Genomic DNA, 14,028 nt, shown 5'->3' with positions numbered 1-14,028 from the left:
CCTTCTTCTTTTCGACGCAAAGTCGCGGATCGATGGCCCGATGAGGGCTGGAATTCATTTTGCCATCTGCGCAAGTCTGATCGCGGCATCTCCCGCGCTCGCCGGCGAGAAAGTGGATCTCGTCTTGGTGGAGAAATCCAAGCGGCAACTGAGGCTGATGGGCGATGGAGGACAAGCCCTGCGCAGCTACCGCATCGCGCTGGGCGGCGACCCCATTGGCCACAAGCAGCAGGAAGGCGACGAGCGGACACCGGAGGGGCGTTATGTCCTCGACTGGCGCAACGCAAACAGCGCGGCCTATAAGTCGATCCATATCTCCTATCCGAACGCGAACGACGAGGCGGCGGCAAGGGCGCGCGCTGTCGATCCCGGCGGCTCGATCATGATCCACGGCCAGCCGAACGGTTTGAGTTGGCTCGGCTGGCTGCTTCAATTGGTCGACTGGACTGACGGCTGCATCGCGGTTACCGACTCCGACATGGACGAAATCTGGGCAATGGTGGCCAACGGCACACCGATCGAGATCAGGCGATGAGCGAAGATCATTAGATGAGTGAAGATAAGGCGATCTGGCCACCCATCGATCCGGTTTCGGCGGGCCTGCACGGCCACTGTCCGCGCTGCGGCGAGGGCAAGCTGTTTTCCGGTTTCCTGACTGTCGGCAAGCGCTGCTACAATTGCGGTCTCGACTATTCCTTCGCCGATGCCGGCGACGGCCCGGCTGTGTTCGTCATTTTGATCATCGGCTTCATCGTCGTCGGGCTGGCGCTGTGGATGGAAGTGACGCTGAGCCCGCCGCTCTGGCTGCACTTCATCCTGTGGATACCGCTGGCGCTGGTGCTGAGCCTGACGGCGCTGCGCCTGATCAAGGGGGTGTTGATTACCCTGCAGTACAGCAAGAAGGCTGCGGAAGGCAGGCTGGACAGCGGCCAATGAGCGAAGCGACCGGTTCGACCGCTGGCTCTTCGCGGCCGCGCTCGGCATTGCTGCTTGGCCTCGGCCTCGTGATGTTCGCCATTCTTCTGGGACTCGGCACCTGGCAGGTTCAGCGCCTGTCATGGAAGGAGGGTCTGCTCGCGACCATCGACCGGCGCACCCACGCGCAGCCCCTGCCGCTGGCCGATGTCGAGAAGCAATTCGCCGCCACCCATGACGTCGATTACACGCCGGTAAGGGTGACGGGCACTTTCCGGCACCAGGGCGAGCGGCATTTCTTCTCCACCTGGGAAGGCGATACCGGCTTCAACGTCTATACGCCGCTGCAACTCGATGACGGCCGCTTCGTGCTGGTCAACCGCGGCTTCGTTCCTTACGACCTCAAGGACCCGGCCAAGCGGCAGCAGGGTGAGATCGCCGGCAAGATGACGGTGACTGGACTTGCCCGCAATCCGCTGCCGGGCAAGCCGTCGATGATGCTTCCCGACAACGATGTCGCGAAAAACATCTTCTACTGGAAGGATCGCGACGCGATGGCATCGACCGCCGGCCTCCCCGCCGGCGCCGTGCTGGTGCCGTTCTTCGTCGATGCCGACAAGACGCCGAATCCCGGCGGCCTGCCGGTCGGTGGCGTCACCATCATCGACCTGCCCAACAATCACCTGCAATATGCCGTCACTTGGTACGGCCTGGCCGCAGCCCTGGCGGCGGTGCTGATCCTCAGGCTTCGCCGCCCGGCGAAGGACGCTTGAGCGCTGCCGCTCTTGACAGGGAAGGGGTGCGCACCTCATTTCGCCTGCAGCCCTCCGATTGAACCGGCCAGTATTCGATGATTCAGACCAAGCCACCGCTGACGATCAGGCTCTGCCAGCCGCGCGGCTTCTGCGCCGGCGTCGACCGCGCCATTCAGATCGTCGTGCTGGCGTTGAAGAAATACGGGGCGCCGGTCTATGTGCGCCACGAAATCGTGCACAATCGCTATGTCGTCGAGGGGCTGCAGAGCCTGGGCGCCGTGTTCATCGAGGAACTGTCAGAGATTCCGCCAGAGCACCGGAAATCGCCGGTCGTCTTTTCCGCCCACGGGGTGCCGAAATCGGTGCCGGCCGACGCCGAGGCGCGCAATCTCTTTTATCTCGATGCCACTTGTCCGCTGGTGTCGAAGGTGCACAAGCAGGCGATGCGCCACCAGCGGCTCGGCCGCCATGTGCTGCTCATCGGTCACGCCGGCCACCCGGAGGTGATCGGCACGATGGGTCAGCTGCCGGACGGCGCGGTGACACTGATCGAGACCGAAGCCGACGCGGGCCGCTTCGTTCCCGCCGACCCCGCAGCACTTGGCTTCGTTACTCAGACGACGCTTTCGGTCGAGGACACGGCCGGCATCATCCGCGCGCTTCAGGAGCGGTTCCCTGAACTGCACGCGCCGGCCGCCGAATCGATCTGCTATGCCACCACCAATCGCCAGGAAGCGGTGAAGGAAACGGCCGTTGGCGCCGATCTTTTCCTCGTCGTCGGCGCGCCCAACTCCTCGAATTCCCGGCGCCTTGTCGAAGTGGCGGAGCGCGCCGGTGCCGCGATGTCGCTTCTCGTGCAGCGCGCCTCCGAAATTCCGTGGGATGAGATCGCCGATATTTCGACGCTCGGCCTGTCGGCCGGCGCCTCGGCGCCGGAAATCATCGTCGACGAGATCATCGACGCGTTCCGGCAGCGCTTCGACGTCACTATCGATCTGGCCATTACGGCGACCGAGACGGAGGACTTTCCGGTGATGCGGGTGTTGCGCGATGTCGAGCTGACGGCGGCCGACATGGCCTTCGTCAATGGAGCCGCGTAAGTCGGATGGCCGTCTATACCGACGTCAACGAGGGCGAGCTCGGCGCATTCCTGAAGGCCTATCCGGTCGGCGAGCTCCTTTCCTACAAAGGTATCGCCGAAGGCACCGAGAATTCGAATTTTCTCGTCCATGCCTCCACCGGCTCCTATATCCTGACGCTCTACGAGAAGCGCGTCGACAAGGACGATCTGCCCTTCTTCCTCGGCCTCATGAGCCATCTCGCCAGGAAGGGCATTTCCTGCCCGCTTCCCGTCACCGCGCATGACGGCACCGTCATCGGCACGCTTGCGGGCCGACCCGCCGTCATCATCACCTTCCTCGAAGGTCTCTCGCTCAGGCGCCCGACGGCAGCGCATTGCGGGGAGGTCGGCAAGGCCCTGGCCGGGCTGCACCTTGCCGGCCAGGACTTCTCGATGACGAGAAAGAACGCGCTCGGCATCGACGGCTGGCGCAAGCTGTGGGCGGCGTCACGGAATCGCGCCGACGAGGTCGAGCCCGGTCTGGCGGCCGAGGTCGACGCCGACTTCGCGGAGTTCGAGCGTGCCTGGCCGGCCGGCCTGCCGCAGGGCATCATTCATGCCGACCTGTTCCCCGACAATGTCTTCTTTCTTGGCGAGAAGCTGTCGGGGCTGATCGACTTCTATTTCGCCTGCGACGACCTCTACGCCTATGACGTCGCCACCTGTCTCAACGCCTGGTGCTTCGAGAAGGATTTTTCCTTCAACCTCACCAAGGGCGCGGCGCTGCTTGCCGGCTACCAGGCGGTGCGGCCGCTCGGTGCCGACGAGAAGGCGGCGCTGCCGATGCTGGCGCGCGGCTCGGCGCTGCGCTTCATGCTGACCAGGCTTTATGATTGGCTGACCATTCCCGATGGCGGGCTGGTGATGAAACGCGATCCGATGGAATATATTCGCCGCATGCGCTTTCACCGCGCGATCAAGTCTCCATCCGAATACGGACTGACATGAACAAGCGGGTCGAGATCTTCACCGACGGCGCCTGCTCGGGCAATCCCGGTCCGGGCGGCTGGGGCGCCGTGCTGCGCTACAACGGCGTCACCAAGGAACTTTCGGGCGGCGAGGCCGAGACCACCAACAACCGCATGGAGCTGCTTGCCGCCATCACGGCGCTGAACGCCCTGAAGCAGCCCTGCGCGGTCGACCTCTACACCGACAGCAAATATGTCATGGACGGCATCTCCAAATGGATCCATGGCTGGAAGAAGAACGGCTGGAAGACCGGCGAGAAGAAGCCGGTCAAGAACGGCGAACTCTGGCAGGCGCTCGACGAAGCCAACCGCCGTCACAAGGTGACGTGGTTCTGGGTGAAAGGCCATGCCGGCCATCCTGAGAACGAGCGCGCGGACGAACTGGCGAGGCAGGGTATGGCGCCGTTCAAGCCGAAGACGGCGCGACCGGCAGCGGTTGCAGCTGTGTCGAAGCCGGAAGGCGCTTCGCCCAAGAGACCCGCACCCCGGCGCTCGACGCAGAGCTACTGACCACGTCGACTTTTCGTCAGCGGATCGCCAGCGCCGTGGAGAACAGGCCGAGCGCGAACACAGTGTGCGACACGAGATTGAGTGCTCGCACCAGCATCGGATTGGGCCGTTTGGAAGCCGCCCAGCCGGCGCCCATACCGGGCGCCAACAGGAACCAGCCGGCGCCTACGGTCACGATGCCGAGGATGAACGCCGGCAGGAAGGTCGGCTCGCCAAGCCACCCTGCTCCCGCGAGCACGACCAGGATGACGCCGTAGGCGATGCCGACGAGATAATGGAAAGCCCAGCCCAGCGCCTTCTCATGCGCATAGGGCGTGGCCTTGCCGATGTCGTCGTGAAAGACGGTTTCGGGCAGGTGGCGGACCCAGCGACCCACCAGTCCCCAATCCGGTCTGGGCAGACTGAACATTCTGTCGAGGACGATCGCCCAGACATCCATGAAGATGGTGGCGCCGATACCGATCGCGACGGCGCGCCAGGCGATGTCGAACATCAGAGCTGCTCGAGGACTTTGGCGGCACCGCTTTCGGCAACACCCGGCTTGGTCTCGATATTGAGCGCCTTGACGGTGCCGTCGTCGACGATCATCGAAAAGCGTTTCGAGCGCAGCCCCATGCCGTTTGCGGAAAGATCATTGTCAAGACCGACTGTCTTGGCGAAGTCGCCGCTGCCGTCCGCGAGGTAGAGGATCTTGCCTTCGCCGCCGGTGAAGCGCGCCCAGGCGCCCATCACATGGACGTCGTTGACCGAGATGACAGCGATGGTGTCGACGCCGCGCGCGAGAATGGCGTCGTGGTTTTCGAGGTAGCCCGGCAGGTGGTTGTTGCTGCAGGTCGGCGTGAAGGCGCCGGGCACGCCGAACAGCACCACCTTCTTGCCGGAGAAGATTTCGGCCGAGGTGATCGGCTTGGGGCCATCCGCGGTCATTGTCTTGAAGGTCGCGTCGGGCAGTTTCTCGCCAACCGAAATCGTCATGGAATTCCTCGTTCGAAAATTTGGGAAGATTTTGTCTGCGATAGCGAAGTCGGGCGTCTCCCGCAACCGGCAGGCCAGCCTGGCTCAAGGGAAAGGCAACAAGCCGTCCACCGCGCCCTCGGCGCTGACCAGCGTGTAGTAGAGCCCGCCATCTGTGGGCGTCGCCGACGGCCGATCGAGGATCGGGACGGTGAATACCAGCTTGCCCTCCTTTTCGCTGCGCACCGGTGCGCCGAACATGTAGTCGCGCTCGCCTGCGATGAAGAAATCGACAGCATCCGGATCTCCCGGCGATTGCGCTTCGACGACGAGGGTCTCGTGGTCACCGGGCAGCACCCGGACCCCGAAATCGGGCCGCGCCGGGGAGGGCAGCGTTGCAAGTGCCGTCTTCACCAAGGCCGCGTCCGTCGCGTTGTCCGGATCGGAGGCGGGATCGACGCTAAGCCGCGTCTGCACCGGGATGCAGATGGTCTCGCATATGCCGAGGAAGACGTGGGCATCGATGGTCGCCGGCTGGTCGGGTGCCGATAACGTGAAGGTAACGGGCAGCGACACGGGGCGATCATAGCCGGCCCATTTGCCGTAGCCGTCGTCATGCCTGCGTGGTGGGGGGAACGACAGCTGCGCATCGGCAATGTTGGTGCTGCCCGAGATGTCGATCTGCGGCGGCACGCCGGAATCGCCGGGATCTCGCCAATAGGTTTTCCAGCCGGGCTTCAGCGCAATGTCGAGCACGCCATGGATCTTGCCTGACTCGTCGGGCCCGCCGCTGGTCACCAGCCGGACCTTGCCGCCCTCGCTGCTGTACCAGACCGAGGACGAAGCTCCCGCCGGAAGACCCGTTCCCAATGCGATGACGGCGGCAAGCACGAGTATGTTCAGGCTACGCATGGCGGTGATTTGATCGTCCGTTGATGGCCGTGCAATGATTTCGTGATCTTGCCGGTATCATATTTGCGTGACATCCGGCACCCGCAGCATCTTTTCGGCGCGCCGGAAACGGGTTACCTTCACGTCATGGACTTGTTGCGCCACAAAAAGAGAGCCACCGGCAGCGGCTTTCTCGACGATCAGTTCCTGATTGCCATGCCTGGCATGAAGGACGACCGTTTCACGCGCTCGGTCATCTATATCTGCGCCCACAGCGACGAGGGTGCGATGGGCCTGATCATCAACCAGACGCAGCAGATGCTGTTTCCGGATCTTCTGGTGCAGCTCGGCATCATGAACGAGCAGGAGGCGATCCGCCTGCCGGCCCATGCCCGCGATTTCGTCGTTCGCAATGGCGGGCCGGTCGACCGCAGCCGTGGCTTTGTGCTGCATTCGGGCGACTATCGCGTGGAATCCTCGCTCAATGTCTCGGACGACATCTGCCTGACCGCCACGGTCGACATTTTGCGCGCGATTTCGACGGGCCGTGGCCCGCGGCATGCGCTGATGGCGCTCGGCTATTCCGGCTGGGGCGCTGGCCAGCTCGAGAGCGAGATCGCCGAAAATGGCTGGCTGACCTGCCCGGCGACGCCGGAACTCTTGTTCGACGCCGATATCGAGCGCAAATACGACCGCATTCTGGCGTCGATCGGCATCGATCTCGCCCATCTCAGCGCTGCCGCCGGGCACGCTTAAGCCACGCCTGCGCTAACGTCGGAGACTAGCCGAAGCCGCCCTCGACTTCGTCATCCTAGGGTGCAGTGAACGCTCGACCCTTCAAGCCTGCGCGAGCGGATACTGTTCCCGCAGCGTCTTCAGCACCTGGTCGCCGGGCATCGGCGCGCCGAACATGAAGCTCTGCACATATTCGCAGCCCATCTGGCGCAGCTCCAGCGCGTCGCTCTCGTCCGAGATACCCTCGGCAACCACCGACAGGCCGAGCTCATGCGCCATGTTGACCATGGACTTGAGCAGCACCGCCCGCTTCGGCGTGGCGTCGTCGACGAAGCTCCTGTCGATCTTGATCGTGTCGAAAGGGAAGCGCGTCAGATAGGAGAGCGACGAATAGCCCGTGCCGAAATCGTCGAGCGACAGGCCGATGCCGAGCTGTTTCAGCTTGGTCAGCACATGCGCGGTCTGCTCGGGATTGTCCATCACCAGCGATTCGGTGAGCTCTAGCCGGAAGCAGCGCGGCTTGAGATTGGCGCGCGCGATTACCGAGCGCACGTCGCTCACCAGGTCGCGGCGGATAAGCTGGCGGCTGGACAGGTTGACCGAGATCGACAGCGGCGCATCGCCGATCTGCTTTTGCCATGTCGCCAGGTCCTCGGCGGCTTGCTGCATGGCGAATAGGCCGAGCTGCACGATCAACCCGCAATTCTCGGCCACCGGAATGAAATCCCCCGGCGGGATCATGCCGCGCCGCGGGTGGTCCCACCGGAGCAGGGCCTCGAAGCCGGCGACGCTGCCGTCCTCGAGCCGCACGATCGGCTGGTAGGCGAGCGTGAACTCACGTCGCTCGATGGCGCGGCGAAGATCGGATTCGAACTGCAGCCGGTCGGTGCCGACGGTGCGGAAGGCCGGCCGGAAGGGCTCGATCCTGTCGCCGCCGAAACGCTTCGCCTGGTGCATGGCAAGCTCGGCGTCCTTGACCATGTCCTCGGCCGAGGTCTGTGCCGTCGTCCAGGTTATCAGGCCGATCGAGGCGGTGAGCACGATCTCGCGCTTGGCGAAGGTGATCGGGTTGTTGATGGCATGCTTGACGGCGTCGGCCATGGCGGCGATGCGGGCCGGATCCTGCTCCGACAGCAGCATCAGCGCGAATTGGTCGCCGGCAAAGCGCGACAGCGAGTCCTTGGGTTTCAGCAGCCGGTGCAGCCGGCGCGCGATGGTCAGCAGGATGGTGTCGCCGGCCGAGATGCCGAGGCCGTCATTGACCTGCTTGAAGCGGTCGATGTCGATGACGAAGACGGTCGGGCGCACCTTGTCCTCGGTGCGGGCGATCGAGATGATCGCCTCCAGCCGGTTCATGAACAGCTCGCGGTTCGGCAGGCCGGTCAGGTTGTCATGCACGGCGTCGTGCAGCAGCCTTTCCTCGGATTTCTTCTGCTCCGTCACGTCGACCATCGTGCCGACGCAGCGGATCACCTCGCCATCCGATCCGATCACCGGCCGGGCACGCAGCGCGAACCAGTGGTAGTGGCCGTCGGCGCCGCGCAGGCGGAAGTTCTGCGCCACCTTGCCGCGCCGGTGCTCCAGCACCACGTCGAGCGTGGTGCGGAAGGTGTCGCGGTCATCGGCGTGCAGCACAGGCAGCCAGTTGCGGGCCGCGCCCGAAAGGCTGTTGGGGGCAAGGCCGAGCTGCAGGCTGATATCGGGCTTGGTCACGACGCGGTCGCGCAGGACGTCCCAGTCCCAGACGATGTCGCCCGAACCCGCAACGGCCAGCGCTTGCCGCTCGAGGTCGGAGAACAGGCCCTGATGCAGCGCGCCGCCGGCAAAGGCATGCTGCATGACAGTGAAGCCGATGAGCAGGATGATCAGGATCAGGCCGCCGCCCAACGCCGGCTGGGCGATGTCGTTGTCGAGCATGCCGGTGATCGCCATCCACGAGCCGCATAGCCACAGCAGCACCATCACCCAGCTCGGCACCAGCATGATCGCTCGGTCGTAACCGCGAATACCGAGAAAGATGATCAGGCCGAGCCCGGTCAGGGCGGTGGCGGCAAAGGAGATGCGGGCGATGCCGGCGGCCACCGCCGGGTCGACGATCGCCACGCCGGCGATCAGCAGCAGCCCGAGGATCCAGACCAGTGCGCCGTAGCTGAAATGGCCATGCCAGCGGTTGAGGTTGAGGTAGGCGAACAGGAACACCACGAAGGTGGCGGCCAAGGCCACTTCGGTGCCGGCCCGCCACATCTGCTCATTGCCGGGCGAAATCTCGATGACCTTGTTGAGAAAGCCGAAATCGACGCAGATATAGGCCAGAACAGCCCAGGCAAGCGCCGCGGTCGCCGGGAACATCGAGGTACCCTTGACCACGAACAGGATGGTCAGGAACAGCGCCAGGAGGCCGGCGATGCCGATGACGATGCCGCGGAACAGTGTGTAGGAATTGACCGAATCCTTGTAGGATTCCGGGTCCCACAGATAGACCTGCGGCAGCTTGGGCGAGGCAAGCTCGGCGATGAAGGTGACGACGGTGCCGGGGTTCAGCGTCACCCGGAACACGTCGGCGTCGGGGCTGGTCTGGCGGTCGAGCGCGAAGCCCTCGCTGGGCGTGATCGCCGCGATGCGGGTCGAGCCGAGATCCGGCCAGAAGATGCCCGAATTCACCAGCCGGAAATGCGGCGCGACGATCAGCCGGTCGAGCTGCTGGTCGGTGGTGTTGGCGAGCGCGAACACCGCCCAGTCGCCGGTCGAGCGCGCGTCATTGGCCTCGACCTCGATGCGGCGCACGATGCCGTCGGGGCCGGGAGCGGTCGAGACCTGGAAGTTCTCGCCCTGGTTGCGGAAGATCTCGACAGCTTGCGAAAGGTTGAGCGCCTTGTCGTCGCGGGCGATCTTGATCGGCTCGACGGCGAGCGCCGGCATCGCCGCCGAAAGCGTGAGGATGACCGCCAGGATGAGAGCGAACAGCGACGCGATTCGCGAAAAATTCGTCACAAATCAGCCCTTCGTTCCATCGCACGGCGGATCGTCCGCGATCCGCGCGTAGAGGTAATGATCCTGCCAGATCCCGTTGATCCTGAGATAGGATCGAAGAAGCCCTTCGCGCCGGAATCCGGCTTTTTCAAGCACGCGGATCGAACGGGCGTTGTCGGGAATACAGGCAGCCTCGATCCGGTGCAACCTCAGCGTATCGAAGGCAAAGCGCGACACCAGCTTGACCGCTTCCGTCATCAGTCCGCGCCCGCCATAGCGCTCGCCGATCCAGTAGCCGATGTGGCCGCTTTGCGCGACGCCGTGACGAATGTTGCCGAGCGTGATGCCGCCGGCGAGCTTGCCGCTCGACTTCTCGAAGATGAAGAAGGCGATGGCAGTGCCTTGCGCATAGTCCTCGCGGTAGCGGCTGATGCGCAGCCGCCATGCCGTCCGATCCAGCTCGTCCGGCTGCCACCGTGGCTCCCACGGTTCCAGAAAGGCGCGGCTTTCGCCGCGCACCGTCGACCATTCGCGATAATCGTTGGTCAGCGGCACGCGCAGCGTCACCTTGTCGCCCTTCAGTGCCGGCAGGTCGCGGCGAAAGAAAGGGAGCGCGAACACGGCTCTTTGCGGGGTTAGACGGCGAGCTTGCGGGCCGTGGTCTGCGGACCCGAAAGCGAATCGAGGATCGCCTCGTAGGGCGCCAGCGTGCCCACGGGGCCGACGGCGGTCAGCGTCGGCTTGGTCGAGAACAGCCGTGACGACAGATCGGTCAGCCGCTCGACGGTGAGCGCCGCCAAGCGCTCCATCAATTCCTCCTTGGCGATCGGCCGGCCGAACAGAAGCAACTGGCGTGCGATCTGCGAGGCACGGCTGGCCGGGCTTTCCGCCGACATGATCAGCCCGGCGCGGTATTGCGCGCGTGCCCGGTCGAGCTCTTCCTGCAGGATGTTTTCGCCGGCCTTCTGCAATTCGTCGATGATGACCGGCACCAGCTTGGCGACATCGCTCTGGCCGGTCGCGGCGTGGACGCCGAAGATGCCGGTATCCGAAAAACCCCAATGGAAGGCATAGACGGAGTAGCAGAGGCCGCGCTTCTCGCGCACCTCCTGGAACAGCCTCGAAGACATGCCGCCGCCGAGGATCATCGACAGCACCTGCGAGGCGTAGAAGTCGCGCACATGGTAGGCGCGGCCCTCGAAGCCGAGCACGATCTGCGCGTCCATCAGGTCGCGGTCCTCGCGGAAGTCGCCGCCGACATATTGGGCGTATTGCGGCATGGTGCTGTTGGCCTTGGCGCGGAAGCCGCCGAGCTGCTTTTCGACCTCGCGCACGAAATTGTCATGCTTGATGTCGCCAGCACCCACGATCACCATGCGCTCGGCGCCGTATTGCCGTTCGATGAAATCGTGCAACTGCTTGGAAGTGAAGGATTTTACCGTCTCCGGCGTACCGAGGATGGAGCGGCCGATCGTCTGGTGGCGGAAAGCGGTCTCGGTGAAACGGTCGAAGACGATGTCGTCCGGCGTGTCGTGCGCCGCGCCGATCTCCTGCAGGATCACATGCTGCTCGCGCTCCAGCTCTTCCGGATCGAACTCGGACTCCTGCAGGATATCGGCGAGGATATCCACGGCCAAAGGCACGTCGTCGGAGAGAACCCTGGCGTAATAGGAGGTGGTCTCGACGCTCGTCGCTGCGTTGATCTCGCCGCCGACATTCTCGATTTCCGAGGCGATCTGGAAGGCGCTGCGCCGCTTCGTTCCCTTGAACGCCATATGCTCGAGCAGGTGGGCCATGCCATGCTCGTCGTCGCGTTCATTGCGGGCGCCCGACTTCACCCAGGCGCCTAGGGCAACGGATTCGAGGCTTGGAAGGGTTTCGGTGGCGACTGTCAGGCCGTTCGACAGACGGCTTACCTCAACACCCATATGGCAACTACTCCCTAACGTGCCGCCCGCGTGTGGCGGCCCACGTAATCTTCCACCATTTTCAGGTCGGAGGGAAGTATCGTGTATTTTTCGTCGGCTGTCATCAAGCCGCCGAGCCATGCGGGGAGCGCAGGCATAATGCCGCTGGCGCCTTCGACCGCCGCCGGGAACTTTGCCGGATGGGCGGTGCCGAGCACCACCATCGGCACTGCGCCCGAGGGGTGGGCGGCGGCGACATGCACGGCCGCCGCCGTGTGCGGATCGAGCAGATAGCTGCTCGCTTCGAGCGTCGAACGGATCGTTGCGGCGACCTCGCCGACATCGGCCCGGCCGGCATCGAATTCGGCGCGGATCAAGGCCATTTCGCCGGCCTCGACGGTGAAGGCACCCGACTGCTTCAGTCCGTTCATGTAGCGCCTGACCGTCGCGGCGTCGCGGCCCGCGGCCTCGAACAGCAGGCGCTCGAAGTTCGACGACACCTGGATGTCCATCGACGGCGAAGTGGTGGCGAACACGCCCTTGGTGCGGTATTCGCCGGTAGCCAGCGTGCGCGCCAGAATGTCGTTGTCATTGGTGGCGATGATCAGCCTCTCGATCGGCAGCCCCATGCGCTTGGCAGCGAATCCGGCGAAAATGTCGCCGAAATTGCCGGTCGGCACAGTGAACGACACCGGCCGGTCCGGCGCACCGAGCGACAGCGCCGAAGAAAAATAATATACGATCTGGGCCATGATCCGGGCCCAGTTGATCGAATTCACGCCCGACAGCGAAACGCGGTCGCGAAAGCCATGGTCGTTGAACATGTCCTTCACCAGGCCCTGGCAATCGTCGAAATTGCCTTGGATCGACAGCGCATGCACGTTGGCGCCAGTCGACGTCGTCATCTGCCGCTGCTGAACTGGCGACACCTTGCCGTGCGGAAAGAGGATGAAGATGTCGGTGCGGTCCCGGCCGGCGAAGGCATCGATGGCCGCGCCCCCCGTATCGCCCGAGGTAGCTCCGACAATCGTCGCGCGCTGGCCGCGCTCGGCCAGCACATGGTCCATCAGCCGGGCAAGCAACTGCATAGCCACGTCCTTGAAGGCCAGCGTCGGGCCGTGGAACAGCTCCAGGATGAAGCTGTTGGCGCCGGTCTGGACCAGCGGGCAGACGGCATCGTGGCGGAAGGTGGCATAGGCTTCGCGCACCAGACGCTCGAACACAGGCGCCGCGATCTCGCCGCCGAGGAAGGGCGTCAGCACGCGGATGGCGAGGTCCGGGTAGGAAAGACCGCGCATGGCGCGGATATCGGCCGCCGAGAATTGCGGCCATTCACGCGGCACATAAAGTCCGCCGTCGCGCGCCAGACCGGCCAGCACCGCATCGGAAAATCCAAGGACGGGGGCCTCCCCGCGGGTACTCACATAATGCATCGCTACAAGTCCATTTCTGCCGGTGGCGTCATCCACGGCAAATTGGTTAATTTTTGGAGCAGCCTCAGTCGCATTTTCGCCGCGCGGTTGCTATACGTCACCGGCTTTTTGAGAGGGAAGTGCAGTTCATGGCGTTTTATTCGGTCAACCGTCGTTTTGTCGCGGGTCTGGCGCTTGCCGGCTTTATGCTTGCCGCCGCCGGCTGCCAATCGAGCGACAACGGTATCCTGAACTTCGGTTTCAGCAAGAAGGATCCCACCGCGCCGCCTCCGCCGCAGGATCCACAGGTGCTTGCCAGCCAGTTGCGCGCCTATTGTCCCAAGGTCACCTTGCGCGACGGCACCGCCTTCTTCAACACCTACGCCAAGGGCGGTGCGGTCAAGAAGAAGAAGACCGACCCGGCGCAGAACGCGGAAGCGGCAGCTGCAGCGGCTGCCCAGACCGGGCCGAACGGCGCGCCGATCGATCCCGCCCAGGACCCGGCGAAGATCGTCTACCAGTCTTCGATTTCCGACGTCACGCGGGACTGCACCCATGCTAACGGCCAGCTGTCGATGAAGATTGCCGTCGCCGGCAAGGTCGTGCCGGGTCCGATGTTCTCGCCCGGAACGATCACCATGCCGATCCGTATCGTGGTCACGCATGGCACCGAGGTGCTCTATTCGCAATTGCACCAATACCAGGTGCAGGTCACCGATCCGTCCGCTGCCACCCAGTTCGTCTTCACCGACGCCAATGTTGCAGTGCCGGAGCCGGCCGCGCAGGATTACCAGGCCTATGCCGGCTATGACGAGAACGCGCCGAAGGCGACGACGGCGAAAGCCAAGAGAAAGAAGAAGCCCGTAGCGGTGACGAACTGACGGGCCCAGG

The 14,028-nt window shown here is 64.1% G+C and carries 15 protein-coding genes; 8 read left to right on the top strand and 7 right to left on the bottom strand.

The window, feature by feature from the left end:
• The first annotated feature begins 40 nt into the window (after positions 1-40).
• The 6 genes from EJ074_RS08925 to rnhA all read left to right on the top strand — a co-directional run bounded on the left by EJ074_RS08925 (position 41) and on the right by rnhA (position 4,268).
• A complete protein-coding gene (locus tag EJ074_RS08925; protein ID WP_129554016.1) occupies positions 41-535 on the top strand; it encodes a L,D-transpeptidase family protein in 495 nt (164 codons plus the stop codon).
• A 14-nt stretch (positions 536-549) separates the two neighbouring features.
• On the top strand, positions 550-936 hold the full coding sequence (locus EJ074_RS08920) for a DUF983 domain-containing protein (protein WP_095805567.1): 387 nt from the start codon (positions 550-552) through the stop codon (positions 934-936).
• Entirely contained in the window at positions 933-1,688 is a 756-nt protein-coding gene (locus EJ074_RS08915) for an SURF1 family protein (RefSeq protein ID WP_165349893.1), read from the top strand. Before EJ074_RS08920 ends, EJ074_RS08915 begins: the two co-directional genes overlap by 4 nt.
• A gap of 77 nt (positions 1,689-1,765) precedes the next feature.
• A complete protein-coding gene (gene ispH, locus EJ074_RS08910; RefSeq protein ID WP_129553054.1) occupies positions 1,766-2,770 on the top strand; it encodes a 4-hydroxy-3-methylbut-2-enyl diphosphate reductase in 1,005 nt (334 codons plus the stop codon).
• 5 nt (positions 2,771-2,775) lie between these two features.
• Positions 2,776-3,738: a homoserine kinase gene (locus tag EJ074_RS08905; protein ID WP_129553053.1), complete on the top strand. Its 963-nt coding sequence runs from the start codon at positions 2,776-2,778 to the stop codon at positions 3,736-3,738.
• Positions 3,735-4,268 (top strand): ribonuclease HI, encoded by a 534-nt coding sequence (gene rnhA / locus EJ074_RS08900; RefSeq protein ID WP_129553052.1) that lies wholly within the window; start codon positions 3,735-3,737, stop codon positions 4,266-4,268. The genes EJ074_RS08905 and rnhA overlap by 4 nt, the downstream gene beginning before the upstream one ends.
• 16 nt (positions 4,269-4,284) lie before the next feature.
• Here the strand turns inward: rnhA and EJ074_RS08895 are convergent, their stop codons facing one another.
• From EJ074_RS08895 to EJ074_RS08885, 3 genes are all read right to left on the bottom strand, one after another.
• Positions 4,285-4,761 (bottom strand): DUF2938 domain-containing protein, encoded by a 477-nt coding sequence (locus tag EJ074_RS08895; RefSeq protein ID WP_129553051.1) that lies wholly within the window; start codon positions 4,759-4,761, stop codon positions 4,285-4,287.
• Positions 4,761-5,243 (bottom strand): peroxiredoxin, encoded by a 483-nt coding sequence (locus EJ074_RS08890; RefSeq protein WP_095805572.1) that lies wholly within the window; start codon positions 5,241-5,243, stop codon positions 4,761-4,763. Before EJ074_RS08890 ends, EJ074_RS08895 begins: the two co-directional genes overlap by 1 nt.
• An 84-nt stretch (positions 5,244-5,327) precedes the next feature.
• Positions 5,328-6,134, bottom strand: coding sequence for a protein-disulfide reductase DsbD domain-containing protein (locus EJ074_RS08885; RefSeq protein ID WP_129553050.1), 807 nt, complete (start codon positions 6,132-6,134; stop codon positions 5,328-5,330).
• Positions 6,135-6,260: 126 nt separating this feature from the next.
• Between EJ074_RS08885 and EJ074_RS08880 the strand changes: the two genes are divergently transcribed.
• Complete coding sequence (locus EJ074_RS08880; RefSeq protein ID WP_095805798.1) at positions 6,261-6,869, top strand: YqgE/AlgH family protein; 609 nt, start codon at positions 6,261-6,263, stop codon at positions 6,867-6,869.
• Positions 6,870-6,950: 81 nt separating this feature from the next.
• On the opposite strand, the gene EJ074_RS08875 is transcribed toward EJ074_RS08880, so the two are convergent.
• Genes EJ074_RS08875 through thrC form a run of 4 tightly spaced genes read right to left on the bottom strand, consistent with a single transcriptional unit; the run spans position 6,951 to position 13,158 of the window.
• Complete coding sequence (locus EJ074_RS08875; protein ID WP_095805574.1) at positions 6,951-9,839, bottom strand: EAL domain-containing protein; 2,889 nt, start codon at positions 9,837-9,839, stop codon at positions 6,951-6,953.
• 3 nt (positions 9,840-9,842) lie between these two features.
• Positions 9,843-10,439, bottom strand: coding sequence for a GNAT family protein (locus EJ074_RS08870; protein WP_095805575.1), 597 nt, complete (start codon positions 10,437-10,439; stop codon positions 9,843-9,845).
• Between the two features lie 14 nt (positions 10,440-10,453).
• A complete protein-coding gene (locus EJ074_RS08865; protein ID WP_095805576.1) occupies positions 10,454-11,746 on the bottom strand; it encodes a pitrilysin family protein in 1,293 nt (430 codons plus the stop codon).
• Positions 11,747-11,760: 14 nt separating this feature from the next.
• On the bottom strand, positions 11,761-13,158 hold the full coding sequence (gene thrC, locus EJ074_RS08860; protein WP_129553049.1) for a threonine synthase: 1,398 nt from the start codon (positions 13,156-13,158) through the stop codon (positions 11,761-11,763).
• Between the two features lie 128 nt (positions 13,159-13,286).
• Between thrC and EJ074_RS08855 the strand changes: the two genes are divergently transcribed.
• The gene (locus EJ074_RS08855; protein ID WP_129553048.1) at positions 13,287-14,018 is read left to right on the top strand and encodes a hypothetical protein; all 732 of its coding nucleotides are present in this window, start codon (positions 13,287-13,289) and stop codon (positions 14,016-14,018) included.
• Positions 14,019-14,028 lie beyond the last annotated feature (10 nt).

Origin of the sequence: Mesorhizobium sp. M3A.F.Ca.ET.080.04.2.1 (genome assembly GCF_003952525.1) — a bacterium.
Lineage (GTDB): Bacteria > Pseudomonadota > Alphaproteobacteria > Rhizobiales > Rhizobiaceae > Mesorhizobium.
This window is presented reverse-complemented; position numbering and strand designations above follow the sequence as displayed.

Bases quoted from the DNA above. Each gene is read 5' to 3' on its own strand.
- EJ074_RS08925 (WP_129554016.1), top strand. From the start codon at position 41: ATGAGGGCTGGAATTCATTTTGCCATCTGCGCAAGTCTGATCGCGGCA.
- EJ074_RS08920 (WP_095805567.1), top strand. From the start codon at position 550: ATGAGTGAAGATAAGGCGATCTGGCCACCCATCGATCCGGTTTCGGCG.
- EJ074_RS08915 (WP_165349893.1), top strand. From the start codon at position 933: ATGAGCGAAGCGACCGGTTCGACCGCTGGCTCTTCGCGGCCGCGCTCG.
- ispH (WP_129553054.1), top strand. From the start codon at position 1,766: ATGATTCAGACCAAGCCACCGCTGACGATCAGGCTCTGCCAGCCGCGC.
- EJ074_RS08905 (WP_129553053.1), top strand. From the start codon at position 2,776: ATGGCCGTCTATACCGACGTCAACGAGGGCGAGCTCGGCGCATTCCTG.
- rnhA (WP_129553052.1), top strand. From the start codon at position 3,735: ATGAACAAGCGGGTCGAGATCTTCACCGACGGCGCCTGCTCGGGCAAT.
- EJ074_RS08895 (WP_129553051.1), bottom strand. From the start codon at position 4,761: ATGTTCGACATCGCCTGGCGCGCCGTCGCGATCGGTATCGGCGCCACC.
- EJ074_RS08890 (WP_095805572.1), bottom strand. From the start codon at position 5,243: ATGACGATTTCGGTTGGCGAGAAACTGCCCGACGCGACCTTCAAGACA.
- EJ074_RS08885 (WP_129553050.1), bottom strand. From the start codon at position 6,134: ATGCGTAGCCTGAACATACTCGTGCTTGCCGCCGTCATCGCATTGGGA.
- EJ074_RS08880 (WP_095805798.1), top strand. From the start codon at position 6,261: ATGGACTTGTTGCGCCACAAAAAGAGAGCCACCGGCAGCGGCTTTCTC.
- EJ074_RS08865 (WP_095805576.1), bottom strand. From the start codon at position 11,746: ATGGGTGTTGAGGTAAGCCGTCTGTCGAACGGCCTGACAGTCGCCACC.
- thrC (WP_129553049.1), bottom strand. From the start codon at position 13,158: ATGCATTATGTGAGTACCCGCGGGGAGGCCCCCGTCCTTGGATTTTCC.
- EJ074_RS08855 (WP_129553048.1), top strand. From the start codon at position 13,287: ATGGCGTTTTATTCGGTCAACCGTCGTTTTGTCGCGGGTCTGGCGCTT.